This is a genomic window from Pseudomonas sp. NPDC089752, assembly GCF_044748725.1.
Classification (GTDB): Bacteria; Pseudomonadota; Gammaproteobacteria; order Pseudomonadales; family Pseudomonadaceae; genus Aquipseudomonas.
In genome coordinates, this window is record NZ_JBIVGP010000026.1 from 1,587 (window position 1) to 26,067 (window position 24,481).

The 24,481-nt window shown below is 62.5% G+C and carries 29 protein-coding genes and 3 pseudogenes; 18 read left to right on the forward strand and 14 right to left on the reverse strand.

The window, feature by feature from the left end; all coding sequences use genetic code 11:
• Positions 1–431 precede the first annotated feature (431 nt).
• On the forward strand, positions 432–737 hold the full coding sequence (locus tag ACIPZF_RS25500; RefSeq protein WP_400804670.1) for a hypothetical protein: 306 nt from the start codon (positions 432–434) through the stop codon (positions 735–737).
• Here the strand turns inward: ACIPZF_RS25500 and ACIPZF_RS25505 are convergent.
• Positions 703–1,176 carry an isochorismatase family protein gene (locus ACIPZF_RS25505; RefSeq protein WP_400804672.1) on the reverse strand — a complete coding sequence of 158 codons (474 nt, stop codon included), beginning with the start codon at positions 1,174–1,176 and terminating at the stop codon, positions 703–705. The two genes, ACIPZF_RS25500 and ACIPZF_RS25505, sit on opposite strands and share 35 nt — an antisense overlap.
• A gap of 177 nt (positions 1,177–1,353) precedes the next feature.
• On the opposite strand from ACIPZF_RS25505, the gene ACIPZF_RS25510 reads away from it, so the two are divergent.
• From ACIPZF_RS25510 to ACIPZF_RS25530, 5 genes are all read left to right on the forward strand, one after another.
• Positions 1,354–1,740 (forward strand): hypothetical protein, encoded by a 387-nt coding sequence (locus tag ACIPZF_RS25510; protein ID WP_400804675.1) that lies wholly within the window; start codon positions 1,354–1,356, stop codon positions 1,738–1,740.
• Between the two features lie 107 nt (positions 1,741–1,847).
• Entirely contained in the window at positions 1,848–2,486 is a 639-nt protein-coding gene (locus ACIPZF_RS25515) for a TetR family transcriptional regulator C-terminal domain-containing protein (protein WP_400804769.1), read from the forward strand.
• A 105-nt stretch (positions 2,487–2,591) separates the two neighbouring features.
• Entirely contained in the window at positions 2,592–3,131 is a 540-nt protein-coding gene (locus ACIPZF_RS25520) for a winged helix-turn-helix transcriptional regulator (protein WP_400804678.1), read from the forward strand.
• Positions 3,132–3,136: 5 nt separating this feature from the next.
• Entirely contained in the window at positions 3,137–4,243 is a 1,107-nt protein-coding gene (locus ACIPZF_RS25525) for an HlyD family secretion protein (protein WP_400804681.1), read from the forward strand.
• A 53-nt stretch (positions 4,244–4,296) separates the two neighbouring features.
• Complete coding sequence (locus ACIPZF_RS25530; protein WP_400804772.1) at positions 4,297–5,805, forward strand: DHA2 family efflux MFS transporter permease subunit; 1,509 nt, start codon at positions 4,297–4,299, stop codon at positions 5,803–5,805.
• A 70-nt stretch (positions 5,806–5,875) separates the two neighbouring features.
• On the opposite strand, the gene ACIPZF_RS25535 is transcribed toward ACIPZF_RS25530, so the two are convergent.
• From ACIPZF_RS25535 to ACIPZF_RS25560, 6 genes are all read right to left on the reverse strand, one after another.
• Positions 5,876–6,619, reverse strand: a complete 744-nt coding sequence (locus ACIPZF_RS25535) for a DUF2063 domain-containing protein (protein ID WP_400804683.1) — start codon at positions 6,617–6,619, stop codon at positions 5,876–5,878.
• Entirely contained in the window at positions 6,612–7,457 is an 846-nt protein-coding gene (locus ACIPZF_RS25540; RefSeq protein ID WP_400804686.1) for a DUF692 domain-containing protein, read from the reverse strand. Before ACIPZF_RS25540 ends, ACIPZF_RS25535 begins: the two co-directional genes overlap by 8 nt.
• Before the next feature lie 64 nt (positions 7,458–7,521).
• Positions 7,522–8,043: a hypothetical protein gene (locus tag ACIPZF_RS25545; RefSeq protein WP_400804688.1), complete on the reverse strand. Its 522-nt coding sequence runs from the start codon at positions 8,041–8,043 to the stop codon at positions 7,522–7,524.
• Positions 8,044–8,344: 301 nt separating this feature from the next.
• Positions 8,345–8,617 (reverse strand): PepSY domain-containing protein, encoded by a 273-nt coding sequence (locus tag ACIPZF_RS25550; RefSeq protein WP_400804691.1) that lies wholly within the window; start codon positions 8,615–8,617, stop codon positions 8,345–8,347.
• An 83-nt stretch (positions 8,618–8,700) separates the two neighbouring features.
• On the reverse strand, positions 8,701–9,465 hold the full coding sequence (locus ACIPZF_RS25555) for a hypothetical protein (protein ID WP_400804694.1): 765 nt from the start codon (positions 9,463–9,465) through the stop codon (positions 8,701–8,703).
• A 92-nt stretch (positions 9,466–9,557) separates the two neighbouring features.
• Positions 9,558–10,442 (reverse strand): LysR substrate-binding domain-containing protein, encoded by an 885-nt coding sequence (locus ACIPZF_RS25560; protein ID WP_400804697.1) that lies wholly within the window; start codon positions 10,440–10,442, stop codon positions 9,558–9,560.
• Between the two features lie 95 nt (positions 10,443–10,537).
• Between ACIPZF_RS25560 and ACIPZF_RS25565 the strand changes: the two genes are divergently transcribed.
• From ACIPZF_RS25565 to ACIPZF_RS25590, 6 genes are read left to right on the forward strand one after another with little or no spacing between them, the layout of a single operon-like run.
• Positions 10,538–11,980, forward strand: a complete 1,443-nt coding sequence (locus ACIPZF_RS25565; RefSeq protein WP_400804699.1) for an aldehyde dehydrogenase family protein — start codon at positions 10,538–10,540, stop codon at positions 11,978–11,980.
• 13 nt (positions 11,981–11,993) lie between these two features.
• The gene (locus ACIPZF_RS25570; protein WP_400804702.1) at positions 11,994–12,980 is read left to right on the forward strand and encodes a dipeptidase; all 987 of its coding nucleotides are present in this window, start codon (positions 11,994–11,996) and stop codon (positions 12,978–12,980) included.
• Positions 12,981–13,035: 55 nt separating this feature from the next.
• Positions 13,036–14,586 carry a BCCT family transporter gene (locus ACIPZF_RS25575; RefSeq protein WP_400804705.1) on the forward strand — a complete coding sequence of 517 codons (1,551 nt, stop codon included), beginning with the start codon at positions 13,036–13,038 and terminating at the stop codon, positions 14,584–14,586.
• Positions 14,587–14,613: 27 nt separating this feature from the next.
• Complete coding sequence (locus ACIPZF_RS25580; RefSeq protein ID WP_400804708.1) at positions 14,614–16,308, forward strand: hypothetical protein; 1,695 nt, start codon at positions 14,614–14,616, stop codon at positions 16,306–16,308.
• A 2-nt stretch (positions 16,309–16,310) separates the two neighbouring features.
• A complete protein-coding gene (locus ACIPZF_RS25585; RefSeq protein WP_400804711.1) occupies positions 16,311–17,006 on the forward strand; it encodes a DUF3726 domain-containing protein in 696 nt (231 codons plus the stop codon).
• Positions 17,007–17,034: 28 nt separating this feature from the next.
• Positions 17,035–17,445: a RidA family protein gene (locus tag ACIPZF_RS25590; RefSeq protein WP_400804714.1), complete on the forward strand. Its 411-nt coding sequence runs from the start codon at positions 17,035–17,037 to the stop codon at positions 17,443–17,445.
• 271 nt (positions 17,446–17,716) lie between these two features.
• Here ACIPZF_RS25590 and ACIPZF_RS25595 read toward each other — a convergent pair.
• Positions 17,717–17,874: pseudogene (locus ACIPZF_RS25595) on the reverse strand (EamA/RhaT family transporter); the annotation flags it as partial.
• Between the two features lie 37 nt (positions 17,875–17,911).
• Here ACIPZF_RS25595 and ACIPZF_RS25600 point away from each other — a divergent pair.
• Positions 17,912–18,055, forward strand: coding sequence for a hypothetical protein (locus tag ACIPZF_RS25600; protein WP_400804716.1), 144 nt, complete (start codon positions 17,912–17,914; stop codon positions 18,053–18,055).
• A 34-nt stretch (positions 18,056–18,089) separates the two neighbouring features.
• A complete protein-coding gene (locus tag ACIPZF_RS25605) occupies positions 18,090–18,473 on the forward strand; it encodes a tautomerase family protein (protein WP_400804719.1) in 384 nt (127 codons plus the stop codon).
• An 11-nt stretch (positions 18,474–18,484) separates the two neighbouring features.
• Here ACIPZF_RS25605 and ACIPZF_RS25610 read toward each other — a convergent pair whose 3' ends face one another.
• Entirely contained in the window at positions 18,485–18,640 is a 156-nt protein-coding gene (locus tag ACIPZF_RS25610) for a DUF2986 domain-containing protein (RefSeq protein WP_400804721.1), read from the reverse strand.
• Between the two features lie 387 nt (positions 18,641–19,027).
• Here ACIPZF_RS25610 and ACIPZF_RS25615 point away from each other — a divergent pair.
• Positions 19,028–19,409, forward strand: a pseudogene (locus tag ACIPZF_RS25615) (hypothetical protein); the annotation flags it as partial.
• 89 nt (positions 19,410–19,498) lie between these two features.
• On the forward strand, positions 19,499–20,014 hold the full coding sequence (locus ACIPZF_RS25620) for an HIT family protein (RefSeq protein WP_400804774.1): 516 nt from the start codon (positions 19,499–19,501) through the stop codon (positions 20,012–20,014).
• 3 nt (positions 20,015–20,017) lie between these two features.
• Here the strand turns inward: ACIPZF_RS25620 and ACIPZF_RS25625 are convergent, their stop codons facing one another.
• The 3 genes and pseudogenes from ACIPZF_RS25625 to ACIPZF_RS25635 form a co-directional block, all read right to left on the reverse strand.
• Positions 20,018–20,653, reverse strand: coding sequence for a LysE family translocator (locus ACIPZF_RS25625; protein ID WP_400804724.1), 636 nt, complete (start codon positions 20,651–20,653; stop codon positions 20,018–20,020).
• Positions 20,654–20,697: 44 nt separating this feature from the next.
• Positions 20,698–20,898, reverse strand: coding sequence for a DUF1289 domain-containing protein (locus ACIPZF_RS25630; RefSeq protein WP_400804727.1), 201 nt, complete (start codon positions 20,896–20,898; stop codon positions 20,698–20,700).
• A gap of 67 nt (positions 20,899–20,965) precedes the next feature.
• Positions 20,966–21,214: pseudogene (locus ACIPZF_RS25635) on the reverse strand (MFS transporter); the annotation flags it as partial.
• A 157-nt stretch (positions 21,215–21,371) separates the two neighbouring features.
• Between ACIPZF_RS25635 and ACIPZF_RS25640 the strand changes: the two are divergent.
• On the forward strand, positions 21,372–21,797 hold the full coding sequence (locus ACIPZF_RS25640; protein ID WP_400804729.1) for a GNAT family N-acetyltransferase: 426 nt from the start codon (positions 21,372–21,374) through the stop codon (positions 21,795–21,797).
• Between the two features lie 15 nt (positions 21,798–21,812).
• Here ACIPZF_RS25640 and ACIPZF_RS25645 read toward each other — a convergent pair whose 3' ends face one another.
• Complete coding sequence (locus ACIPZF_RS25645) at positions 21,813–22,544, reverse strand: SDR family oxidoreductase (RefSeq protein ID WP_400804732.1); 732 nt, start codon at positions 22,542–22,544, stop codon at positions 21,813–21,815.
• Between the two features lie 123 nt (positions 22,545–22,667).
• On the opposite strand from ACIPZF_RS25645, the gene ACIPZF_RS25650 reads away from it, so the two are divergent.
• Entirely contained in the window at positions 22,668–23,471 is an 804-nt protein-coding gene (locus ACIPZF_RS25650) for a LysR family transcriptional regulator (RefSeq protein WP_400804735.1), read from the forward strand.
• A gap of 111 nt (positions 23,472–23,582) precedes the next feature.
• Here the strand turns inward: ACIPZF_RS25650 and ACIPZF_RS25655 are convergent, their stop codons facing one another.
• Positions 23,583–24,467 carry a LysR family transcriptional regulator gene (locus ACIPZF_RS25655; RefSeq protein WP_400804738.1) on the reverse strand — a complete coding sequence of 295 codons (885 nt, stop codon included), beginning with the start codon at positions 24,465–24,467 and terminating at the stop codon, positions 23,583–23,585.
• Positions 24,468–24,481: the final 14 nt, after the last annotated feature.

The following is a 24,481-nucleotide window of genomic DNA, read 5'->3' on the forward strand; positions in this document are numbered from 1 at the left end:
TGTTCGCGGCTGAAGCCGCTCCCACAGGGGATTGCATGCCGCCTGAGGCATTTCGCCGGTAGGAGCGGATTTATCCGCGAAGCAGGCACCGCGGTACATGGCACCGGCTTCGCCGGTGTTCGCGGCTGAAGCCGCTCCCACAGGGGATTGCATGCCGCCTGAGGCATTTCGCCGGTAGGAGCGGATTTATCCGCGAAGCAGGCACCGCGGTATATGGCACCGGCTTCGCCGGTGTTCGCGGGACAAGTCGGATCGCCGCACCGCCGCTCTCACAAATATCGCGCAACTTTTTGAATTTTGAGCAAGCCTTTTGCTCCCACAGGGCCGTTTACCAACCCAGGTATTACCCGCCTTTACCCCGGCTTAACCCAAGTTGACAGTCCACTACCCTAAGCTGGCTTCCCTAGAATTCGCCTGGCAGATTCCCTTCCATGCAACAAGATCAAGTAGACCTGGTTCAGCAACGCCTGGCCGCCATTCTCGCCCCACATTACTCGGTAATCCTGGCCGCCAGTAACGACGGTCAGTACCACCTGGAGATCCAGGATGCCGCCAGCGATTGGTCGCTGGAAGACACCGGCAGCATCAGCTCAGACTTTGTCGAACGCATGCAGACCCTGGGCAAACAGCTCAAGGCCATACTCGAATCGGAAACGTTCAAGCGCATGGCCAGCCCTGACCCCTCTCGCCCCCTGGTCTGGATCAGCGACCGGCCAACACCTCGGCCCGGGTGGTAACATTGCCGAAGTGGTGCTTCCACAGCTCGATCCCCATCTTGCCTGAGCGGTCCAGGGAAGACCCCACCGTCAAGTCGGTGATCAACGTCGGCATCAACCCCGCATCGAACAGCGCAAAGCCGGCGGCCAACACGCAGGTTTCGGTCTGCAGCCCACAGACCAGCACCCGCTCGACACCTAACTGGCGGATGTAATCGAGGGTCTCGGCGGTCTGCCCATAGCCGTGCTTGATAAAGACCTTGTCGGCTTCGACCAGGCTTTCGTCTTGCGCCGCAGGGTGCCAGCCGAGCTGCCGATCGAAGGGGGTTGCCTGCTCATCGTGCAATTCGATCGAGGCGATGGTCTGGATCGTCGCGGACAATGCACGCACGCCGTCGACCAGCCACTCCGGCGGGCTGAAAGTGGACTGAACATCGACGATAAGCAAAACCTGCCGCATGAGCTTCTCCGGGGCATTGGCAAAGGCGCGAAGTATACCGTTCCCGATAGGTCCTGCCATTTAAGTAGCGGTTTTCCCGAACTTTTTCCGCTTTGCTGGTCTATGTGATCAGGCTCATGCCGTTCCCGCGAACACATGGCCTAGTGTCCCAATATCCAGCAGAGGTTGTCTTCGCTCATGAAAATCCATGTCCCACGGATAGTGCTGTTCGGCCTGTTCGCGTTCGCGGCAATGGGCTCGGCATCTGCAACACCCATGAAGGCGTCAACGCCTGTCCCAGCAACCGAAGTCGTGCCTGCGCAGGCCCCAAACAACCCCTGGCCAAGCCTGGCAAGCGTGACCGCACAACAGCCAGCCACGCTGCTGGCCCATGATGACCGATACCACCACGATGGCTACCGGCACGACCGTCGCGACGACTGGCGCCGCGAAAACTGGCGCCGGGAGCAGTGGCGTCGAGAGCAGGCGCGCCGTGAGGCCGAGCGCCGCCGCGACTGGCAGCGCCACCATGATCGGGCCATGCACCATCGTTATGAGGCCGACCACCACTACTACCGTCGCTGATTCAAGCCCCGTCCCACCACGGGCATTCATCCAGCGAACTCACATTTTCGCTGTATAGTTTTGTATATTGCGCAATCGCCCGCCTCAGGTGCATTGCCGTGTACATCATGCCGTTCGAATTACCCCGTGATACCCCAAAGGCATCCGACTCGCCTCAGGCTGACCCTGTCCGCAGGGTCATCCTGAATGCCGCCAGCGAGGCATTCGCCCAGCAGGGTTATGCCGCGACCAAACTTTCGGTCATTGCCAGCTTGGCCAGCTTGCCCAGATCCAACGTCCTCTACTACTTCAAATCCAAAGCCAACCTCTATAACGGCGTACTGGAAGACATCGCACCCGGTTATCTGCAAGCCTGCGCGCCCTTCCAGCATGACGACGAACCCCTACAGGCGCTCAGCCGCACCGTCACTTCGATGATCCGCCTGTTCGAAGGCCGGCCCTGCGCGTCGAAGGTGCTGCTGCAGGAGCTCAAGGAAGGTGGGCGACGCATGCCCGGCGATTTCCTCGAGCGCTGGGCCAGCCAGGCGCGGGACAACACCGCGCATATCCGGCGATGGGTCAACAGCGGACAACTGGCAGCGGTCAACCCGGAGCATGTGTTGCCGTCGATCTGGGCCATCGCGCAGTCGTGCGTCAACATGGGCTGGCACAGCGCCGGCGGCTCGAAGCACCGCATCGATTACCACGCCGCGATGGCATCCTCTGTGCGCTTGCTGATCAATGGCCTGGCGCCGACAACCTCCTAGCTGAGGCGACCAGCGGCAATGCTGATCATGCAACCAGTCACTTGCATAATGAAAGTTACTGGCGGATAGTGAGCTCGTCCGTTGCTTACAGGCCGAGATCAGCCCATGAAAAAAGCCAGCTTCCAACCCATGCCCTGCCCGGTGGCCCGCGCACTCGAACACATCGGCGATGGCTGGAGCCTGTTGATCCTGCGCGATGCGTTCTATGGTTTGCGCCGCTTCGACGAGTTCCAGCACAGCCTCGGCATCGCCACCAACACCCTCACTCGCCGGCTCAACGACCTGATCAACGCAGGGCTGCTGGAACGCCGCCCTTATCAGCAGAACCCGCCACGCTTCGAGTATCACCTCACCGAAGCCGGCCGCGACCTGCGCCCGGTGATCCTCACGCTGATGGCTTGGGGCGCCAAGCATGCCGCTGGCTCGAAGAAGGTCTACCTGGCCGATGAGCAAACCGGTGAGCCGGTGGCCCTGGCGCTGATGGACAGCAACACCGGCAAGGCGATCACCGTCGACGACCACCGAGTGCATATCTCACCCGATGCCGACCCGCTGACCCATTGGCGCGCCGAGACCGGCCGCGCCAACCGCCAGGGCAAAACCTGGATAAGCCCCTTCCCTGAGCAAGACCGTGCAGAGGACTGACCACCATGAACGCTCCTGCAGGCGCATTACCGGGCACGATCGAAAGTAGCGAAACGGTTGCCCGCAAACCCATTGCGAAGAAGGTGCTGCGCCTGGCCGCGCTGGCTCTCGCGATAGTTGCCAGCGCGGGTTATGCCAGCCACTGGTGGTCGGTCGGGCGCTTTATCGAAGACACCGACGATGCCTATGTCGGCGCCGATGTAACTGTGATCAGCGCCAAGGTGCCGGGCTATATCACCGAGGTGGCGGTGGCCGACAACCAGTTCGTCAAAGCAGGCGAGTTGCTGGCCCGCATCGATGTACGCGACTACCGCGCGGCCTTGGCCAAGGCCAACGGCGCCGTGGCCGCGCAGCGTGCCAGCCTGGCCAATCTCGACGCGGTCGAGCAATTGCAGCAGGCGGTAATCAGCCAGGCCAGGGCGCAGATCGACGCCCGCAGCGCCGAAGCGCAGCGGGCGCTGGATGACCGGGTGCGCTACCAGAACCTGGTACGCAGCCAGGCGGTGTCGGTCGAGAGTGCCCAACGCGCCGAAGCCACCTGGAAAACCGCACAGGCCGAGCGCAGCCATGCCGACGCAGGCTTGCGCGCCGCCCGCCAGCAGTTGGCGGTGATCGACACCCAGCGTGAGCAGGTTCGCGCAGCATTGGCGCAAGCTGAAGCCGACCGCGACCAGGCACAGCTCGACATCGGCTATACCGAACTGCGCGCCCCAGTTGACGGCTATGTCGGCAACCGCCGCGCCAAGCTGGGTGCTTATGCCGCAGCCGGTAGCCAGTTGCTCTCGGTGGTCCCGGCCCACGGCCTGTGGGTGGACGCCAACTTCAAGGAAGACCAGCTTGCCCGCATGCAGGTTGGCCAGGCTGTCAGCGTCACTGCCGACATCTTGCCGGGGCGCACCTTCCACGGCCGAATCGAGAGCATCGCGCCAGCCACCGGTGCGCAGTTCAGCGTGCTGCCGCCAGAAAACGCCACGGGCAACTTCACCAAGATCGTTCAGCGCGTACCAGTGCGGGTGCGCCTGGAAGGCGACGATGCCGACTTCGGCGCACTGCGTCCGGGCCTGTCGGTGATCGCCGAAATCGATACCCAGACCGCAGCAGCCCAGCCGTGAACAGCGAGCTGCCGATCCTCACACCTGCGCAGAAAGTCGCCGCCTTTGCCTGCATGTGCGTGGGGATGTTCATTGCCCTGATCGACATCCAGATCGTGTCGGCCTCGCTCAAGGACATTGGTGGCGGGCTGTCGGCCGGCGCGGACGACACCACCTGGGTGCAGACTGCCTACCTGATCGCGGAAATCATCGTCATCCCGTTATCCGGCTGGCTGTCGCGGGTGATGAGCACGCGCTGGCTGTTCGCCGCTTCGGCGGCCGGCTTCACCTTGACCAGCCTGCTGTGCGCGCTGGCCTGGAACATCCAGAGCATGATCGCCTTCCGTGCCCTGCAGGGTTTTCTCGGCGGCTCGATGATCCCATTGGTGTTCACCACGGCGTTCATCTACTTCAGCGGCAAGCAGCGGGTGATCGCGGCATCGGTGATCGGCGCCATCGCCTCGCTTGCGCCGACCCTGGGCCCAGCCGTGGGTGGCTGGATCACCGACATTTCGTCCTGGCACTGGCTGTTCTACGTCAACCTGCTGCCCGGCCTGTTCGTTACCTTTGCCGTGCCGCTGCTGGTCAAGGTCGACCAGCCCAACCTTGGCTTGCTGAAGGGCGCCGACTATTTGGGCATGGCGCTGATGGCAGTATTTCTCGGGTGCCTGGAATACACCCTGGAGGAAGGCCCACGCTGGAACTGGTTCAGCGACGCCACGATCGCCACTACCGCCTGGATTGCAGCCCTCAGCGGTGCCCTGTTCATCTGGCGCTGCCTGCAAATCAAGGAACCCATCGTCGACCTGCGCGCGCTGGGCGACCGCAACTTCGCCTTGGGCTGCCTGTTTTCCTTCATTACCGGCATCGGCATCTTCGCCACCATCTACCTTACTCCGCTGTACCTCGGGCGAGTACGTGGCTATGGCGCGCTGGACATCGGCCTGGCGGTGTTTTCCACCGGCGTGTTCCAGTTGCTGGCCATCCCCGTCTACGCCTTCCTGGCCAACCGCGTGGACCTGCGCTGGATCCTGATGCTGGGTCTGGCCTTGTTCGGCCTGTCGATGTGGAATTTCGCCCCCATCACCCACGACTGGGGCGCCAAGGAATTGCTGCTGCCGCAGGCGATACGCGGTTTTGCCCAGCAACTGGCGGTGCCGCCCACCGTCACCCTGACCCTGGGCGCGCTGGCACCTGCGCGGCTGAAGCTGGCTTCAGGCCTTTTCAACCTCATGCGTAACCTGGGTGGTGCGATAGGTATTGCCGCTTGCGCGACGCTGCTCAACGACCGCACCAACCTGCATTTCCTGCGCCTGGCCGAGCACCTGGATGCGCGTAACGAAAACATGAATAACTGGCTTGAGCAACTGCGCGATGGCGCTCAAGCCCTCGGCCTGGATACCCTGCATGCCAACCATGTTGCTCTGTCTCGGCTGTGGGCGTTGACCTGGCGTGAAGCGCTGACCATGACCTTTGCCGACACTTTTCTGGTAATCATGGTCTGCTTCGTGCTCGCCACGCTGCTGGTGCCGCTGATGCGCAAGATCAAGCCACCTGCGCAGCCTTCTGCCGATGCTCATTAGACCCCAAGGAGCGGCTTCAGCCGCGATCACCGGCAAGCCGGTGCCATCCGCCGCGTCGCTTTATTCGCGGCTAAAGCCGCTCCCACATGGATACGCGCAAGATGCTCTCGGACCTGAGGTTGCGCATCAGCTCAAGACCCTGAGTCTCAATGGCTTGCGGCTCGGTGCCGGCAAGCGCTGCCAACGCTGCAAGGTGTTCACTGCCACTGAGCTGCTGCTCCTGGATGGACACCAACAACGCGTGGGCCAGCGGCGCCAGCCGTGAGAAGTGCACCTTGTGGTCGGCGCCTCGGCGAGCGAGCAATAAGGTCGGCTCAGAAGGCGCCTGCAGAGGAATGTTGCCGGGGCCGATATGGCAAACCGGCCAGGCATAGGCCAACGGTACAGCCAGGTTGGACAGCAGCGGCACACCATCGAGCAGATCGCCGTCAGGGTCATGCTCAAGCTCGGCATCGTCGCTGAGCAACAACACCGTCTCGATCCATTCGTAATGGGCCAGCTCAGCCACCCAGCCAGGAAGGTCGACACGGGTTTGCAGGTAGCCGACCAGCTCCCCTGCCACCTCGGTGAACAACGGCGTCTGGCAACGATGGTTCGTGTAGAAGTCTTCGATCAGCGCCTGCCACTGCGTGCTCCCCAAGCTGGCATGCAGCACCGGGAAGCTGCCGGCCAGCAGCGACTGCATGTTGCCGAAGAACAACCGCCGATACACAGCCAGGCGCCGCGCTTCAATGCCGGGCGGCGGCGGGTTGGCCTGCGGGTCGCGGATGAAGCCGGTCATGCGCAGTTGTTGTTCGCGCAGGGTGTCAGCCATGGCGTACCTCCGGCACCTGTGCGGCGATTTGCAGCTCGCGGATGTAGTCCACCTCAGTCAGCAACTCGGGCAGCGGCGGCAGGTTAAAGTCGCGCTCCAGCAAGGTCGGCACGCTACCTAGGTGCTGATAGGCACGGGCCAGCAGGCTCCAGACATCCGCCTTCACACTCGCGCCATGGGTATCGATCTTCAGGTCCGGCGCTTCGTCGTAGTGCCCGGCCACGTGCAGGCATGCCACCCGCTCTGCCGGCACACGGGCAAGGAAATCGGCGGCGTCATAGCGGTGGTTGCAGGCATTGACGATCACATTATTGATGTCCAGCAGCAGATCGCAATCGGCCTCATCGAGAACCGCGCGCAGGAAATCGATTTCGCTCATCGCCTGGTAAGGCGCGGCATAGTAGGAAATGTTCTCCACCGCGATACGGCGGCCGAGGGCATCCTGTACCTCTTTGATGCGCGCGGCGGTGTGGCGCACGGCCTCGTCGGTGAAGGGCATGGGGATCAGGTCGTAGAGGTGGCCATCATCCGCGCAGTAGCTCAGGTGTTCGCTGAACAACGGCACGTGGTAACGCTCGAGGAAATCGCGGATCTGGCGCAGGAAAGCATGGTCCAGCGGCGCGGGGCCACCCAGCGACAATGACAGGCCATGACAGGCCAGCGGATATCGCTCGGCCAGGTGTGCCAGGCCTTCGCCGTAAGTACCGCCCACGCCAATCCAGTTGTCCGGGGCACATTCGAGAAAATCCACGGCGCCTGGGGCCATGGTCAGCAATTCAGGCAGTAACCCACGACGCAGGCCAAGGCCGGCACCTTGCAGAGAGAGAGGAGTGCTCATGGTTAGATCCTTTGGGCGCAGTGCCCTCCCCGGCCTGTCAGCGCGGGGAGGATGCAGCTAGCGGTCAGTTCTTGGCCTGGCTCAGCTTGCTGTACAGGTCGGACGGGAACGGGTTGCCGTTGGCGTCGAACTGGTGCTTGCGGAACTGGAACACCTCGCCCTCGGACAGATAGCCGTCGTGGTTGGCATCGATCGCCTCGAATTCGGCGTTGGCGCCCGGCGCCACGGCCAACAGTTCGGCACGGGAAACACGGCCATCGTGGTCGGCATCGGTGCGGGCGAAGGAGGCATCGCCACACTTGCCTTCACCGCATTTACCTTCGGCCTGGGTGGCTTTGCCCGCAGCGCCGCTGGCGCCACACTTGCCCTCGCCGCATTTGCCTTCGCCCTGGGTGGCTTTGGCCTTGGCGGCGCCGGCGCCGCACTTGCCCTCACCGCATTTACCTTCCCCAGCCTTCTCGGCGGCGGCGAGTTGGTAGCCCTGCGGCAGCGCTTCGACAGCGAACGCCGAGGATGCGAGGTTGATCCCGCCGACCAGAGCAATGCTCAGCAGGCCAAGGCGGGTCTTGTTAGGGAAACGGGTCATGGTGTATCTCCGGATAGTTGCGCAACCAGGCTGCGCGGTCATGCCTCGAGGGCGAAAGAGCCAGAACAACAGACCGATGGGGCTGTTCGTTCGGGTAGGCCCATTTGGCCCGAGACTTGTATCCGTGACGTATCCGCAGGCAGCGGCATTTGTATGCAAGTAATCGAACCGAGCGCCTCGATACAGAGTGATACATTCACTTCGCTGCAGAGCTGGCCGAACGCCCATCATCGACTTTGGCCAGTGCTTGCAATAAAAAAGCCCGCGCATAGGCGCGGGCCGTTTCGAGCTGGGCGACGGGTCAGTTGTCCAGTTCGTCCTTGATGATGGTGCCGTTGTGCGGATCGACCTGGAACTCGTAGCGCTTGCCATCCGCCTTCATGCCCTCGCCTTCCCAATGGCCGTCATCGGCTTCGATCTTGGTGATCTGGGTATAACCGGCGCCCTTCAACGTCGCTTCCGCCTGATCTTTGTTCACCTTCCAGTCGGCACCGGGTTGGTCTGCCCAAGCCGAGGAAGCGCCCAAGGCACCGGCCAGGGCCAAGCCCGTAAACAGTCGAGTCATTGCTTTCATTGCCCACATCCTTTTTTGCTGGGTTTGCAAAATCCGACTCTTTCACGGCAGCTCTAGTTCACCGAAAGATCAGCGCAACAGCCTCAACGCCGGCCCAACACTCTCGCCAGCGCGAACGTTGCCACTACCGCCAGCACCACTGCGGTCGAGATCGACGGTACTGTGCCCAGCATGACGATCGAACTTTTCACGGCCAGGTAGAAGCCCAGAACACCCACCGCGCCTATGGCATTGCCCCGCACGATTGCGCCCAACTCGTGATGGCCACCCTGGACGTGGGCGAACACGGCCAGCGGCCAGGCAATTACCGGGATCGGCGCCAGCAGGCCGCTTGCCACCGGCCCCAGCCATTCGGCGCTGGCAGTGATCGCTACCAACAGCAGGGTGGCCGTGAGCATGCGCATCGGGATGACCCAGCGCGGCAATGCGACCACCGTCGCTGCATGAGCTTCTGCCTTTTTCGAGGTGACGACGATGATCAGCGCGAGCAGCAGCACTGTGACGCCGACTGAAATCGCCACCACACCCAGCCGGCTCATCACGAACGCGGTTGCCGCATACACTGCCAACGCTGAGAGGCAGCCGATGAATGCCGATACCCGCTTCGTTACCAGGAAGTAGAACAGATATGCCGCCTGAACCGCGGCCAGGCCAGCCAATGCCCCAGGCACGGCCTGCAGCGCAAAGCTCGGGCCCTGTTCCAGGCTGAGGAACAGCATGACCAAGGCCGAGGTGACAGGCAGCCCGGACAGCAGGCCACCGATCTGGGTGCCCCAGCGCTTGGCCGCCAGCGAGATGGCCAGCATGAGTGTCGGGGTGATGAGGAACTTGAGGTAGAAGACAGTCATCGAGAGGCTTTATCGAATGTAAAAAGGAGATACACAGACGAACACGCCATGCTAATGCAACCGAGGTGGCATTACTCAGGTTTTTCATCCCTTCACTGTTTGGCCATCTGCCCCTGTAGAAACACCATCAACGCTTGCGCCGCCGGTGACAGGCTGCGCCCCTTGCGCGTGAGCATGCCAATTTGCCGCTCGACCTTCGGCGGCGCCAATGGCAGGAACACCAGGCGTTGATTCTCCTGGGGAAAGGCCAGGTACGGCAGTGTGCTGATGCCCACGCCCTCCTCCAGCATCGCGATCAGCGAGATCATATTGGAGACGAACAGCCGGCTGTGTGCCAACAAATGCTCAGCCTCGGTCCCTTCAAGCAGCCGCGAAGTGCCATTGCGGATCATCGCCAACCCCTGCAACTGCGACCAATGCAACGTCCCTCCCGCCTGAACCAACGGATGGTCGGCCCGGCACACCACACCCACCTGATCGTGGACGATCGGCGAAAATGCAATCTGATCATCAAGCGCCCACAAGCTGCTGATGCCGAAATCCACTACACCCTGAACCAGCAGCTGCTGAACACTTTCAGCCGTGCCGTCCTGGATGCTGATTTGGACGTTCGGGTGCTCGGCCACGAACCGCGCCAGCGGCCCCGGCAGCAAACGGCTGGCCACCGAAGGCACGGTGGCGATGCTGACCTGGCCGATCTCGTGGCGGGCCAGCAGGGTCGCTTCCCTGGCAATGCGGTCGTGGTGTTCCAGCAAACCGCGAAACAGCGGCAGGCAGTGCTCGCCGAACGGCGTCAGTTCGACCCGGCCACCGCCCTTCTCGACCAGCGCCTGGTCAAGCTTCTGTTCAAGCTCGCGCACCGCCAGTGATATCGCCGGTTGGGTACGGCAAGCCTGGCGCGCAGCGGCATGAAAGCTCTTGAGATCGGCAACCAGGACGAAGTAGCGCAGTTGGGCAATCTTGAGCTCGGGCAACATGGTTAGCGTTCCTAATCAAAGCATTTTTTTTATTAATTTTTATTTGCCCCATATTGCTCGCAAGATGAACGCCAGGCAAACAGAGGCTTTCATCCATGTCACACAAGACCTACAAGAACTACATCGATGGCCAGTGGTGCGAAGGCCGCGCCACGCTCGCCAACCACAGCCCTTCCGATACCCGCGACCTGATTGGTGAGTACCACCAGGCCAGCGCCGAGCAAACCCAGCAGGCCATCCAGGCAGCCCGCGCCGCACAAGCGAAGTGGGCTGCCAGCGGCCTGGAGGCGCGCCAGCAAGTGCTGATGGCCATTGGTGACGAGCTGATCGCACGCAAGCAGGAGCTCGGCGAGCTGCTCTCGCGTGAAGAAGGCAAACCGCTGGCCGAGGGCATCGGCGAGGTCAACCGCAGCGGCCAGTTCTTCCACTACTACGCCGCCGAAGTGCTGCGCCAGATGGGCGAAACGGCTGCCTCGGTGCGCCCTGGGGTCGAGATCGAAGTCCACCGCGAACCGGTCGGGGTGGTGGCCATCATCACCCCATGGAACTTCCCCATGGCCACGGCCGCCTGGAAGATCGCCCCGGCCCTGGCGTTCGGCAATGCCGTGGTGTTCAAGCCGGCCAACCTGGTGCTCGCCAGCGCCTGGGCGCTGACGGAAATCATCAGCCGCCAGGGCCTGCCCGCGGGCACCTTCAACCTGGTCATGGGCAGCGGTGCCAGCGTCGGCGAAACGCTGGTGCAATCGGCCGATATCGATGCCCTGACCTTTACCGGCTCATTGCAGACCGGCCGCCACGTGGCAGTTGCCACGGCCGGTAACCTGGTGCGCTGCCAACTGGAAATGGGCAGCAAGAACGCCCTGGTGGTGATGGACGACGCCGACCTCGACCTGGCGGTTGACTGTGCGCTCAATGGGGCATTCTTCGGTACGGGCCAGAAGTGCACCGCCTCTTCACGGCTGATCGTCTGCGACACGATCCATGACCGTTTTGTCGAGGCCCTGCGCCTGCGCATGCGTCAGCTCAAGGTCGGCAACGCTCTGCACGATGGCGTACAGATCGGTCCGGTCGCCGAGGCACGCCAGCTGGAACAGAACCTGGAATACCTGCGCCTGGCTCAGGACGAAGGCGCCACCCTGGTCGAGGGTGGCGAACGCCTGAATCTGGAAACGGACGGCTACTACATGCGCCCGGCGCTGTTCATCGACACCCGCAACGACATGCGCATCAACCGCGAAGAAGTGTTCGGCCCGATCGCCTGCGTGATTCGTGTCAGCGGCTTCGATGAAGCTCTTTCGACTCTCAACGACACCCAGTACGGTCTCACCGCCGGCATCATCACCCAGTCACTGCGTCATGCCAGCGAGTTCAAGCGCCGCGCCCAGACCGGCTGCGTGATGGTCAACCTGCCCACCGCCGGCACCGATTACCACGTGCCGTTCGGCGGGCGCAAAGCGTCGAGCTTCGGCCCGCGCGAACAGGGCCAGTACGCCCGCGACTTCTACACCGTGGTCAAGACCACCTACCTGCGGCCTTGAAGGAGCGCGGACCATGCAAGACATCCTGATGATCGACGGCCTGCAGTACTCCAACTGGAGCCCGGAAATATTCCGGCAGATGCAAGCCGGTGGCCTGAGTGCTGTCCACGCCACCATCGCCTACCACGAGAACGCCCGCGAAACGCTGTCTCGCCTTGGTGAGTGGAACCGCCGTTTCGAAACCTGGCCCGAGCTGATCCGCCCGGTACGCTCGGTCAGCGATATCCGCCTGGCTCAACAGGAAGGCCGGGTAGGCATCTTCTTCGGCTTCCAGAACTGCTCGCCGATCGAAGACGACATTGCTTTGGTCGAGGTATTCCGGCAGCTTGGCGTGTTCGTCATGCAGCTCACCTACAACAACCAGAGCCTGCTGGCCAGCGGTTGCTACGAGCGCGAAGACAACGGCATCAGCCGCTTCGGTCGGCAGGTGATTGCCGAAATGAACCGCGTCGGCATGCTCATCGACATGTCGCACAGCGCCGAGCGCAGCACCCTGGAAGCCATCGAGCTGTCCAGCCGCCCGGTGATCGTTTCCCACGCCAACCCGTCGAGCTTCCATGCGGCCAAGCGCAACAAGTCCGATGCGGTGCTGCGTGGTATTGCCCAGTCCGGCGGCCTGCTGGGCTTCAGCACCTACCCGTTTCACCTCAAGGGGGCGTCGCAATGCAGCCTGGAAAGCTTCTGCGACATGGTCGCACGCACGGCCGACCTGATGGGCGTCGAGCACATCGGCATCGGCACCGACCTGTGCCAGGCGCAGCCGCTGGCGGTACTGGAATGGATGCGCAATGGCCGCTGGAGCAAGGACAAGGACTACGGCGAAGGCTCAAAGGACAACGCCAATTGGCCTGACCCGTTGCAGTGGTTCCGCGACAGCCGCGATTTTCGCAACATCGCCCAGGGCCTGCGTGCCCGGGGTTTTGCCGAAGACGAGGTAGGCAAGATCATGGGGCTGAACTGGTTGCGCCTGCTGGAGACTGCCACCCCGGCGCACGCCTGAGCCCCACGCACGGACAGCATCAACAATAACAACAATCGCAGGTTCCGGAGGCTTCATGAAAAACCCAACCACCCTGCAGGCTGAGGGCCAGGCCATGCGTCTGGCCCTGACGCGGGACATCGACTGGCCGCTGTTCCTGATCAGCGGCGGCTTCCTCGCGGCGTTTCTGATTGCGGCGCTGGTCGACATCGAGGCGGTGTCGGCACTGGTCAAGATGCTGTTCGCCTGGTCGACCCGATTCTTTGGACTGTACTGGCAGGTGCTGATGGTGGCGACCTTCGCGGTCAGCCTGGGCATTGGTTTCTCCCGTTGCGGGCGCGTGCGCCTGGGCGGCGTTGACCAGCGCCCCGATATCAGCACCTTCAACTGGATCGCAGTAATCATGTGTGCCCTGCTCGCGGGCGGCGGTGCATTCTGGGCCGCCGCCGAGCCACTGATGCACTTCGCCAGCCCACCGCCACTGTTCACAGGCCTGCAGCCGCACAGCGAAGCGGCTGCCACTGCGGCCTTGGCACAATCCTTCGTGCACTGGGGCTTCCTGGCCTGGGCAGTGCTCGGCAGCCTGCTGGCGATCGTGCTGATGCACCTGCACTACGACAAGGGCCTGCCACTGGCGCCACGCACCCTGCTCTACCCGCTGTTCGGCGAACGCGCACTGAAAGGACCTATCGGCACCCTGGCCGACGCCACTTCAATCATCGCGGTGGTGGCCGGCACCATTGGCCCGATCGGCTTTCTCGGCCTGCAGATCAGCAGCGCAATGCACGCGGTGTGGGGTTTGCCCAACGGTATCCTCACCCAGTCGCTGACCATCGTTCTGGTCACGCTGATGTACACCGTGTCCTGCCTGGTGGGGCTCAAAGGCATTCGTTTCGTCAGCGAAATAAACGTCTGGCTGATGATCGGCCTGGCGCTGTTCATGGTGGTGTTCGGCCCGACCCTGTTCATCCTCGGCGGCTTCCCTGCGGCCTTCGCCTTGCACGTGGAGCACTTCATCCCCATGACCCTGTTCCGCGCCGATCCCCAGTGGCTGGACTGGTGGACGGTGTTCTACTGGGGCTGGTTCATCGGCTACGCACCCATGGTGGCGCTGTACGTCGCGCGGATCTCGCGAGGTCGCACCATTCGCGAGATCATCATGACGCTGTCGATCATCGCACCGCTGGTGACCATGTTCTGGTTCACCGTGGTCGGCGGCACCGGCATCGGGCTGGAGTTGCAAACGCCAGGCATCGTCACTGCCCACGGCACCCAGCCGGAAGACTTGCTGCTCGGCGTGACGCAGAACCTGCCGCTGGGCGGCCTGATCAGTGCGCTGTTCCTGTTCCTGAGCTTCATTTCGGTGGCCACCAACGGCGACGCCATGGCCTTCACCGTGGCCCTGGCGATGTCCAGCAACGACAAACCGAAGAAATGGCTATGCGGTTTCTGGGCCATCGGCATGGGCTTGGCAGCGGTGGTGTTGATCACTATCGGAGCCGGCGGCGTCACGGCCTTGCAGTCCTTTATCGTCATCACCGCGGTGCCGGTGTCGCTGGTGATCCTGCCGGCGTTGTGGGATGCGGTGCGCATCGCCCGACACATGGCCCGTGAACAAGGCGTCTGAACCATGATGCATGCAGGTACAACAACAATGTCCAAACCCGCGTCTGCAACATCCACGCTGCGCCCGGCCAGCCAGGTCATGGACCTGGCCCGACTGGGCAGCCACTTCCAGAGCCCGTTGAGCTTCGTGCGCAGTAGCATGCGGCGGATGATGAACGAGCGTTGGCAGATCCAGCGCAGCCGCTTCGACCTGGATGACCAGGGCTTCGGCACCGCCATCTACCGCATCGAAACAGCGCATGCCCATTACCACTGCGTGCTCTTCTCGGCTTATCTGCCGCCGGAAAAACGCAGCGACCGGGTGATCGCCGATCAATGGGATGTGACCTTCGTGCTGGTGGCTGGCGATGTCGATGCGGTGCAACTGGCCGACTTGCAGCGCAATGTGCCGTTGCAGGAAGCCGGCCGCTTCGATGCCCGCGTGCTGGTGCTGTCGCGGGCCAACCGCAGCCTGCGCAATTTCGACCGGTTCCTCGCGGCGCTGGCCGAAGGCAATCAGCCGGACCCGCGCCAGCTGGCCGAGGTCGGTTACCTGTATCGCACCACCGCCGTCTACGGTAACGGCAAGTTCGGCATCGCCGACTTCGCCTGCCTGCAGGACAACCCAGACTTCAACCAGCCGTTCAGCGCGCAGATGTTCACCGTGTACCTGCTGCGCCATTTCAGCATCGAACAGATCGAACACATGGCCCGCGCCCTCGCCCCGCAACGGGCGGTGCCGCTGGACGTCGCGCTGCAGCGTTATCTGGGGGTCGGCAACGCGACCGGGTTGGGCATGGCACCGTTCCTGATCAACCACCCGCAATTGGTCGAGCGCTGGATCTGCACGCGGGAAACCGCACTGGCACAGGTGGTGGCGCAAGTACCGCAGCCCGCCATCCTTGCACGCCTGCAGCAACTCCTGACGCGTGCCGGTAATCACCTGGCCCAGACCCAGACCGAAGACACTCGCCAGCACGGGCAAGATCAGCAAACCCTGGCCGAGATTGCCGAGCTGGGTCGCTGGCTTGATCGCCAACCCTGCGCCGAAGGGCTCTGGGCACGCCTGTTGGCTTGGAGCGAAGCGCACGCCGGCCTGGGTTGTCAGGAACTGTTGGTGAGCCTGCTGCTGGAGCTGTACCCCGATCGGGTAGTACCTCTGGCCGAGCAGATGGGCGTCACTGAAAGTTGGCGCCTGGACGCACAGATGCCGCTCGGGCAACTGCGCGAACTCATCGAACGACACTACGCCTGGGCCCTGGCCTACGATTTCAACGATGCCCAAACCGAGCACTTCTTCTGGTATCGCTCGGCCGAAAAAGAAGAACCTCGCTTGGGCCAGCGTCGGGAAGAACCAGGCGCCGAGAAGGAAATGCAACTGGGGATCGCACGCAACATTCAGCGCTGCCATGCGGCCTTGCTCACCCATCTGCACACCCAGCCGCAGGCGCTGACTGCGCACTTCCTGATTGCCCAACCGGCGTTCAAAGGCACCGTGCGCCGCCTGCAGGGCATGGCGCTAAGCAGCTATGGCGAGATTCGCGCCAACCTGCTGGACCGCGACATGCTGCCCATCCACCTGCTGCGCTGCAAGCTGGCGTTCTTCGGTGCTGGCAAGTTCGATCCCAAGTCCAGCCGCTGGGTACGTATCACGCTGTTTCAGGGCGCGCCGCTGGTCAGCGAGATTGGCCAGCCCTTCGACGACGACTGGAATTTTGCCGTCATGCCCCAGGGAGGCCTTTGACCATGCGGGTATCACTCAATGAAATCCAGGTGATGTGCCGCAAGGCATTCGAGGGCATGGGATTTGCCGCCGGCGATTGCGAAGACGCAGCCGAACTGGTCGGCTGGTTGCACCTGCAGGGACTGGACGGCGTCGGCACACTGGGCAAAGCGCTGGACTTCCTGGATCGCGAAGCGCAGCCCCCCTACACCCTCTGCCATGAAGACAGCGCCCTGCTGGTGATCGACGCCCAGGGCCAGAGCGTACTGCGCTGCGCGGCCACCGTGGTCGAACTGGCGCAGGGCAAGGCGCTGCACAGTGGCCAGGCCGTGCTGCGCATCCGGCACTGCCATAATCGCTTGCTGTTGCTGGGCTACCTGAGCCGAGCTGCAGAACTGGGCCTGGACGTGCAGGTACGCTGGGCCGATGCGCGCCAACAGCATCAGGCAACGTTCGTCGCAGGCGTTTCTCGCCCTGTGGTGCACTGCGACGACCAGCCCGGCCCATGCCATGTGGTCGAGCAAAGCATCACAGTGGTGTTCAGCAAGCCGGTCGGCCAGGTTCAGCCGGTTGATTTCGCGCATGACAGGCTCAACCAGGGCTTCATCGTCAGCGAACACACCTGGCAGCGGCTTAAACACTTCGCCAATCAGATTCTCGTCGAAAGCACCGACGCCTCGCGCCAGCATGGCGCCGGTGGTGGCAACGATGCCGACTGACCGCTACTCCCCCTTCAGGAAAAAACTCATGAAACACGCCATCAAGACGAACTTGCATACCTCCAAGGCGCCGCTGGAATGGGCGGTGGTCGGCAACGGCACGCTGTACACCGCGCAGATCCCCATCGATGCACAGGGCCAGGTGGTCGTCGGCGGCATCGAGGCACAGACACGCCAGACGCTGGATAACCTGCGCCACACGCTGGAGGCGGCAGACGCTTCGCTGGATGACGTGACCCAAGTGCTGATCTACGTCACTGACCGCAGCTACCTGGCGACGGTCAACAGCCTGTACACCGAGTACTTCCAGGCGCCCTACCCCAACCGTGCAGCCATTGTGGTGGCAGGGTTGGCGCGCGAGGAAATGCTGGTGGAGCTGGTGGTGTATGCCTGTCTGCAGAGTGAGACTCGACTCGCGCGCGCGCCATCTGAGGTTTAGCCCCCCACCCCGTGGGAGCAACTGTCTTCCACAAAACTTAAAAAGCTGCGCGGATTAAGCTGTGGGAGCGGCTTTAGCCGCGAACACGGGCGTAGCCCGTGCCATACACCGCGGTGCCTGCTTCGCGGATGAATCCGCTCCTACCGGCGAAATGGCTCAGGCGGCATGCGATTCCTGTGGCCGCGTACTTTTCCGCTATCGGCGCCCACAGACGTGCGTATTCCTGCTGCGCCTCGGAGTCGGTGACGTCCGATGCCAGAATGATCCAATAGCCCGTGATGAATGCCAGTGGCAGCAGCACAACACAAGCGCCTGCCAACTGATAAACAAGGTTTGCGTGGCTGGGGCCTCGCTCAATCGGCTGGTGCGCACCGCCACCGTCGTCAACCCCCAAGCAGCGCCTGCACAGAGGCCAAGCGCGTCACCCAGCCCGTGGCTGGTGGAAGAGGAACTGGAAGCGGGCACATTGCTGCAGGTGTTCCCAGACAGCCTGAGCACGGGCAAGCACTACTACCTGCTGCGCCCAAGGCACCGGGCGCTCAGCGAGGCCGCGCAACAGCTCTGCAAGTGGCTCGACGAAGTGGCTTGCGCGCCGGACAGCGTTGGCTAAGCTCGCAGGTGGTGAATGGCCAAGGAGCCCCGCTATGCCTCTGGTACGCATCGACATCAAACGGCATGCCGACCCCGCCCATCTGCAGTCGATTGGCAAGGTCGTCTATGCAGCCTTGAAGCACACCATCAACGTCCCCGACCACGACAACTTCCAGGTGCTGACCGAGCACGATGGCGAGCGCCTGGTCTATGACCCGCAGTACCTGGGCATCCAGCGCACGGATGGCCAGGTGTTCATCCAGATCACCCTCAGCGAAGGGCGCACGCTGGAGCAAAAGAAAGCGCTGTACCTGGCCATCGCCGAAGGGCTCAACCGCGAAGTGGGCGTGCGTATGGAAGATGTGTTCATCAACCTGGTTGAAGTGCGCAAGGAGAACTGGTCGTTCGGTAACGGCATTGCGCAGTATGCCCTGTGAATTTCACGCGTTCAGCTAGCCGTGCCTTGCTCGCCAGCGGCTTCAGCTTCCATTTTCAGCCTATCGGCCTTGCAGATGTACTTGGGTTTGCTTTTCGGCGCCAATTTGGCCGCAGCCTTTTTCTGGTGGGCTTTTAGTAGCTGGTTGATTTTCTTGCGACGGTTCATGGTGCCACTCGGTGTACAGGTTTGATCGGACTGCGCACATCATACGCCGCTGCTGGGTAACGTGGCATTGATTCATCTCGCGCTTGCCGATAGAGTCCGTCTTGGGCGTTCGCTGCGCCTGCGGTCCGCGCAAAGGGGTTGCCCAAGCCACGCTTCATCACATTTCATTCCAGCTCCCGGCTTGTCGGCGGACCGAGCCTCAAAGGAGTTGGCATGCCCGCCATCAATGCTTCCCGCCACCACGGCCTGCTCGACCTGCCCGCCCTGCGCAAACGCGCCAAACGCTTGCTGACCGCAGTCAACAACGGCCAGGCCGACGACACATGAGAACGACTGCGCCTGCTAGGCCTTGCCGGCCCCCACTATCGCCTCGCCGACACCCAGTGGTTGCCGAGCGCAGCGTTGGCGCGACAGCTGCAGGAGCTGCCTGGGGTGAACGACGGCCTCAGTCTCACGGAGCGTTTGCTGTTGCGCATCCTCGCGCAAAAAAGGCGAACTACCCGCTGGCCGCGCCTTTGCGCAGCTCATGATGCACGATGAACCGCTGCCTTACCTGGGCGACCAGATGTTTCACGTGCTGCTGCAACCGTTGATCCATGCACCGCACCCGCTGCTGCTGGAAGGCCCGGGAGAGACATGGGCGCAGCGGCCTTTGCGGCTAACTGAACTTGGCCAGAGCCTTTTGAACGGGCAAGCCAATTGGCTTGATCAGGCTCCCCCACCGCGCTGGGTAGTCAGCGAACAAGGCGACGTTGCGCAGCGATCCTGAGACAACCTCGGCGAGGCTGATATCGACGTCCTGATGCCACAGACGTGCCGTCTTGCTACCCTGCGCCAGACTTCACTCAAGGCCTCGATATAGATATTCCGCCTCGCTTCATCGTGCACGAATCCAGGCACTGGATTGTCAACCATCGTATGGACAGTGCATTGCCTGGTTACCTGATGCTCAGCGCGAAGCAGAAGACCAATACCTTGTCAGCTCTACCCTATGAGGCACTGGCAGAATTGGGTGTTCTGCAGGCCAGGATCCAGGAGATAATTGAAAGCCAGCTCAAGCCCAGACGCCTTTACATCAGCCGTTTTGGGCATGAAGCCGGCTTCTCGATTCACTTCCACTTCATCCCGGTGTACCCCTGGGTTGAAACGATGTTCTGGGAGGACGAACGCTACCGGTCGCTGCAAGCCTTTGGCTCGACTGAAAGCGCACAACCCGAGACTGACGGCGCTGAATTGACACTTTTCGTCTGGCGAGAGTTTTGCGAGCGCCCTGACCCGCCGCCGGTTCATGGCCCTTCGGTCGATAAGGTGATTGCAGTTCTGTGTAGTGCATTCAAAGACAGCTTTACCCGTGAAGCGCGTAATGCGCTGTGATAACTAGCTCGTCTGCCTGCGCATGGCCAAAATCGCCGCGCCAAAACCGATGAACGTAGTGCCCACCACCCGGTTCACCCAACGCGAAGACTCAGGTCGGGTCAACACACCCTTGGCCCGCGCAGCAAGCGCGGCGTAAAGGCTGAGCGACCCCAGCGACAAGGCCACGAAGATGCCGGTCAGGGTCAGGAACTGCGGCAGCAATGCCGCGCCCTGGTCGATGAACTGCGGGAACAAGGCGGTGAAGAACATCGTCGCCTTAGGGTTGGTCACCGCAGTCAGGAACGCCGATTGGTAGAGTTTGAGCGGGGTTGGCTTGCTGGCACTGGCCTGGGTTGTGTCCACTTGTGCCGAGCTTTTCTTGAGCAGTTGCCGAGCGCCGAGGTAGAACAGGTAGCCTGCGCCGATGATCTTCACCGCGTTGAACAGCATTTCGGAGCTGGCAAGCAACGCACCCAGACCGAGCATGGCGGCCGCCGACAGGCAGAACAGACCACTGCCATTGCCCAACGACGACCATATGGCACTGCGCTGCCCATGGGCCAGGCTGTTGTTGATGGCCATCAGGGTAGCGGGGCCGGGGCTGGCAATGGCGATTGCGGCGACCAGGGTGAAGGCAAGAAGCGAGTGCGGGTCCATGTTGCAGGCTCGGTAAAATGCGGGGCGTGCATCTTAGCAGTTAATCAGTCACTGCCCTTGCGCTTGGCGCTTTTCTTGACGATGGCCTTCATTCGCGTAGCGGCCCGCTGCACCGTGGCCATCTTTTCCGGGCGTTTCATGCCGCGCCATTTGCGAATTTCCTCACGCGTTCGGCCACAGCTCACGCACAGCTCGCTGTTGAGCTGGCAGAGCGAGACGCAGGGGTTGTCGATGTCCTTGGCCATGGGCGGCTCCGTTTGCGGGGCACGCATCATACGCCGACTGGCCAAGGACGGCGATCGCACATCCGCGTCAGGCGACCGCTGCTACCTGCCTGCGACGCCACGCGAGGCGTCCAGCGGTGATGGCCCAATTCGCCAGCGCGATCACCAGCAGCACTTGCAACAGTACGGGCATGCCGGCCTCGACGATGACCTTGCCGGCCAGCAGCGGAAAGCCGAACACGCCTACGAAGTAGGCCAGGCTGAACAACACCAGCGCCTGGGCGGTTTGCCCGGCGGGCGCCTCGTTGGCAGCCAAGCCGTTGATCACCGAATAGGTGCGAAGAACGTGGCTCGCCGTGCTGGCTCGATTGAAATCAGCGGAGTGAAGCGTGGCAAGCGCTTACCTATCGGCATACGGTGTGTGAACATCACCCCCTTGCCCGCCCACGGAACTACCCAGGATGCACTCAGCCCTTTCTATTCGCCGAGCGGATATGGCCGACGTCGAGGCCATTACTGCACTGGTCCATGAAGCCTACGCGCCCTACATCGCCAGGATTGGCAAAGCCCCTGCGCCGATGCTGGACGACTATCGCCAGGTGCTCGCCGAAGCCGAGGTGTATGTAGCCATGGACGCAGCACGGATTGTCGGGGTGCTGGTGATGAGCCGGGAAGGCAGCGAGATGCTGCTGGTCAATGTCGCGGTGCTGGCCGCGTGCAAGGGCCAGGGTGTCGGCAAGCAGCTGATGCATTTTTGCGAGGAACAGTCACGGCAGGCCGGGTGCCAGGCTATCCGCCTCTACACCCATGAGCGCATGACCGACAATATCGAGATCTACCGCAAGCTGGGCTACGTGGAGACCCACCGGGCCCAGGAGCAGAGCTTTGCCCGAGTGTTCATGCGCAAACAGCTCGCCTAGTGGGCCGCCCAGCAATCACGGCTGCTGGCGGGTAGCGCAGACCACGATCTCACGCACGCACACCGATTGCGGCTGGCCATAAGCGAAGCCGATCACCTCGGCGATGGTGTCGGCAGCCAGCACCCCGCCCATCTCCTGTTTCCAGTCGTCGTAGCCGGCCTTGATGGCATCGTCGGTGGTGTGGCTCAGCAGCTCGGTATCGACCGCCCCCGGCTCGATGGTGATGACCCGCACATTGCTCGGCGACAGCTCTTCACGCAGGTTTTCGGAGAGCCCGGTGACCGCGAACTTGGTGCCGACATAGGCGACATGGTTGGGGAAGGCCTTGCGCCCTGCCACGGAGCTTACGTTGATGATGGTGCCGTGCTTGCGCGCGACCATGCCGCTGGCCACGGCATGGATGCCATTGAGCAGGCCACGGACGTTGACGTCGAGCATGCGGTCCCATTCGTTCGGGTCCTGGCTGGTGATGCTGCCCAACAGCATCACCCCAGCGTTGTTGATGATTGCATCCACCGGGCCGAAGCGCTGTTCGGCCTGGGCCACTGCCGCCAGCAGCGCCTCGCGATCAGTGATGTCGACAGACAGCGCCAGGGTGTTGGGCAGGCCCAGTTGCGCCATGGGTTCCAGGCGACGGGACAATAAAAGAAGGGCATGCCCACGCTGGGAAAGCAGTTTGGCCGTCGCCAGACCGATGCCGGAGCTGGCACCGGTAATCACTACCAAGGGTTTGTGTGTGTTGGTCATCGCTAGCGTCCTGTTATTCAAAGTACCTATGGATAAGGCGTGGAGCGAGTATAGAAGCGCGATTCGGCGCCGAAAAATGGGATATTCTTTTGGCTGCCATCGGTTCGACTTATGGGTAAGGCAATGGACTATCGACAGCTTCGCGCGTTTATCGCGGTATTCGAGGAACGCAACATCACCGCTGCGGCCCGCTCGATACACCTTAGCCAACCTGCGCTTTCAGGCAGCATCAAGGCGCTGGAGCAAGCGCTGGGGACCACGTTGTTCGTGCGCCAGGCAAGGGGCGTGGAGGTGACTGAAGACGCCCGCGCGTTGTACCCCGACGCACAGCGTATGGTCGCCGATGCGGCGCGGCTGTTTACCCGCTTCAAGCACGACCGGGTGCGCGAGCCGTTGCAGATCGGGGTCGAGCATGATGTCGGCTCAGGGGTGGTGAAGCAGTTGGTGATTGCCGCAGCAGCCTTGCAGCCGGCGGTCCGCTTGCACCTGGTGAATGGCTGCATGGGCGTGGCCAGGCTGGCGAGTGAAGACTTGCGCTGTGAAGATGAACTGTTCATGCCGCTGCACAGCGACCCGTTCGTGATTGCCCTGCCCCTTGCAGCTGGCGATCACAGTGCGGCGGATGCACGCTGGATCACCTGCCCCGGGCACACCAGCCATCAACGCCTGCTGCCGCTCTACGGCAGCGGCGGCGATGCACCGGCTGGCGAGGCCGAGACTTTTGCCCTGGCTCTGGCGATGGTCGCCGCCGAAATAGGCGCCGCGATTGTCCCTCGCTCACTTGCAGAGGAACATCCAGGCGTGCGCGTGCAGGCTTTACCGCAACTGGACATGCGGCGGCGAATTGGCCTGTGCTACAGCGCCCAGGCGCTTGAGGTGGAAGGCCTCGGGCGACTGCGTGATGCGCTGCAAAACGGACCAGGTTGAGCCCTGCCTTCTCATTGACTGAGTAGGTCCTTGTGGGAGCGGCTTCAGCCGCGAACACCGGCGAAGCCGGTGCCATCCACCGCGTCGCTTGCTTCGCGGCTAAAGCCGCTCCTACAGGGTCTGCGACGCCAGATCCGACTCCAGCAGTTCCAGAAAAACCCTGACCCGCGCAGGCACATAGCGACGCGTCGGCATCACCGCCCATACCGACAGCTGCTCAGCCCCGGCATCCGCCAGTTCGATCTCGACCAACGAGCCGTCGCGCAGTTGCTGATAGACATCCCAGTACGCCAGCATGGCAATCCCCAGCCCCTGAACCGCCGCAGCCCTGACCGCGTCGACACTGCTAGTGCTCACACGCCCGTTCACCCGCCGCCGTTGCAATGCGCCGTCGATGATGAAGGGCCAACGCGGCACCGCCTGCAGCAAGATGCACTGGTGCTCCTCCAAGGCTGCCAGGCAGGTCGGTTGGCCGTGGTGCTGCAGGTAGGCGGGCGCGGCGCACAGTACCCTGGGGTTGGGTGCCACGCGCCGCGCTACCAGTTCGGAGTCGGCCAGTGGCGCAACACGTAAAGCCAGGTCGAACCCCTGGCCGACGATATCGACCACCCGGTCCGAAACATCCAGGTCGATACGCAAGTCAGGGTGTTGCTCAAGCAATCGCGGCAGCATCGCCAATACGATCGACTGCCCAAATACGCTGGGCGCCGTCACGCGCAATACGCCGGACACCTTGCTCGATGCCGGGCGCAACTCGCTCAACGCCGTGTCTTCGGTATCGGTCAGGGTCCGCGCGTAGGGCAGGAATGCTTCACCTTCGGCGGTGAGCGATACCGAACGCGTGGTGCGGTGGAACAACCGCACAGCCAGTTCTTCTTCCAGTGCGGCAATACGCCTGGAAACCTGCATCGGTACCAGGCCAAGCTGACGCCCTGCTGCCGAGAGGCTGCCCGCAGACACCACGGCAAGAAAGATACGCAGGTCGGCTATCAGCACGATTACATCCTTTT

Bases quoted from the DNA above. Each gene is read 5' to 3' on its own strand.
- ACIPZF_RS25570 (WP_400804702.1), top strand. From the start codon at position 11,994: ATGCAAGACATCCTGATGATCGACGGCCTGCAGTACTCCAACTGGAGC.
- ACIPZF_RS25590 (WP_400804714.1), top strand. From the start codon at position 17,035: ATGAAACACGCCATCAAGACGAACTTGCATACCTCCAAGGCGCCGCTG.
- ACIPZF_RS25645 (WP_400804732.1), bottom strand. From the start codon at position 22,544: ATGACCAACACACACAAACCCTTGGTAGTGATTACCGGTGCCAGCTCC.
- ACIPZF_RS25530 (WP_400804772.1), top strand. From the start codon at position 4,297: ATGTGCGTGGGGATGTTCATTGCCCTGATCGACATCCAGATCGTGTCG.
- ACIPZF_RS25610 (WP_400804721.1), bottom strand. From the start codon at position 18,640: ATGAACCGTCGCAAGAAAATCAACCAGCTACTAAAAGCCCACCAGAAA.
- ACIPZF_RS25560 (WP_400804697.1), bottom strand. From the start codon at position 10,442: ATGTTGCCCGAGCTCAAGATTGCCCAACTGCGCTACTTCGTCCTGGTT.
- ACIPZF_RS25550 (WP_400804691.1), bottom strand. From the start codon at position 8,617: ATGAAAGCAATGACTCGACTGTTTACGGGCTTGGCCCTGGCCGGTGCC.
- ACIPZF_RS25565 (WP_400804699.1), top strand. From the start codon at position 10,538: ATGTCACACAAGACCTACAAGAACTACATCGATGGCCAGTGGTGCGAA.
- ACIPZF_RS25575 (WP_400804705.1), top strand. From the start codon at position 13,036: ATGAAAAACCCAACCACCCTGCAGGCTGAGGGCCAGGCCATGCGTCTG.
- ACIPZF_RS25580 (WP_400804708.1), top strand. From the start codon at position 14,614: ATGTCCAAACCCGCGTCTGCAACATCCACGCTGCGCCCGGCCAGCCAG.
- ACIPZF_RS25505 (WP_400804672.1), bottom strand. From the start codon at position 1,176: ATGCGGCAGGTTTTGCTTATCGTCGATGTTCAGTCCACTTTCAGCCCG.
- ACIPZF_RS25625 (WP_400804724.1), bottom strand. From the start codon at position 20,653: ATGGACCCGCACTCGCTTCTTGCCTTCACCCTGGTCGCCGCAATCGCC.
- ACIPZF_RS25510 (WP_400804675.1), top strand. From the start codon at position 1,354: ATGAAAATCCATGTCCCACGGATAGTGCTGTTCGGCCTGTTCGCGTTC.
- ACIPZF_RS25630 (WP_400804727.1), bottom strand. From the start codon at position 20,898: ATGGCCAAGGACATCGACAACCCCTGCGTCTCGCTCTGCCAGCTCAAC.
- ACIPZF_RS25540 (WP_400804686.1), bottom strand. From the start codon at position 7,457: ATGAGCACTCCTCTCTCTCTGCAAGGTGCCGGCCTTGGCCTGCGTCGT.
- ACIPZF_RS25535 (WP_400804683.1), bottom strand. From the start codon at position 6,619: ATGGCTGACACCCTGCGCGAACAACAACTGCGCATGACCGGCTTCATC.
- ACIPZF_RS25640 (WP_400804729.1), top strand. From the start codon at position 21,372: ATGGCCGACGTCGAGGCCATTACTGCACTGGTCCATGAAGCCTACGCG.
- ACIPZF_RS25545 (WP_400804688.1), bottom strand. From the start codon at position 8,043: ATGACCCGTTTCCCTAACAAGACCCGCCTTGGCCTGCTGAGCATTGCT.
- ACIPZF_RS25515 (WP_400804769.1), top strand. From the start codon at position 1,848: ATGCCGTTCGAATTACCCCGTGATACCCCAAAGGCATCCGACTCGCCT.
- ACIPZF_RS25525 (WP_400804681.1), top strand. From the start codon at position 3,137: ATGAACGCTCCTGCAGGCGCATTACCGGGCACGATCGAAAGTAGCGAA.
- ACIPZF_RS25520 (WP_400804678.1), top strand. From the start codon at position 2,592: ATGAAAAAAGCCAGCTTCCAACCCATGCCCTGCCCGGTGGCCCGCGCA.
- ACIPZF_RS25555 (WP_400804694.1), bottom strand. From the start codon at position 9,465: ATGACTGTCTTCTACCTCAAGTTCCTCATCACCCCGACACTCATGCTG.
- ACIPZF_RS25650 (WP_400804735.1), top strand. From the start codon at position 22,668: ATGGACTATCGACAGCTTCGCGCGTTTATCGCGGTATTCGAGGAACGC.
- ACIPZF_RS25500 (WP_400804670.1), top strand. From the start codon at position 432: ATGCAACAAGATCAAGTAGACCTGGTTCAGCAACGCCTGGCCGCCATT.
- ACIPZF_RS25605 (WP_400804719.1), top strand. From the start codon at position 18,090: ATGCCTCTGGTACGCATCGACATCAAACGGCATGCCGACCCCGCCCAT.
- ACIPZF_RS25585 (WP_400804711.1), top strand. From the start codon at position 16,311: ATGCGGGTATCACTCAATGAAATCCAGGTGATGTGCCGCAAGGCATTC.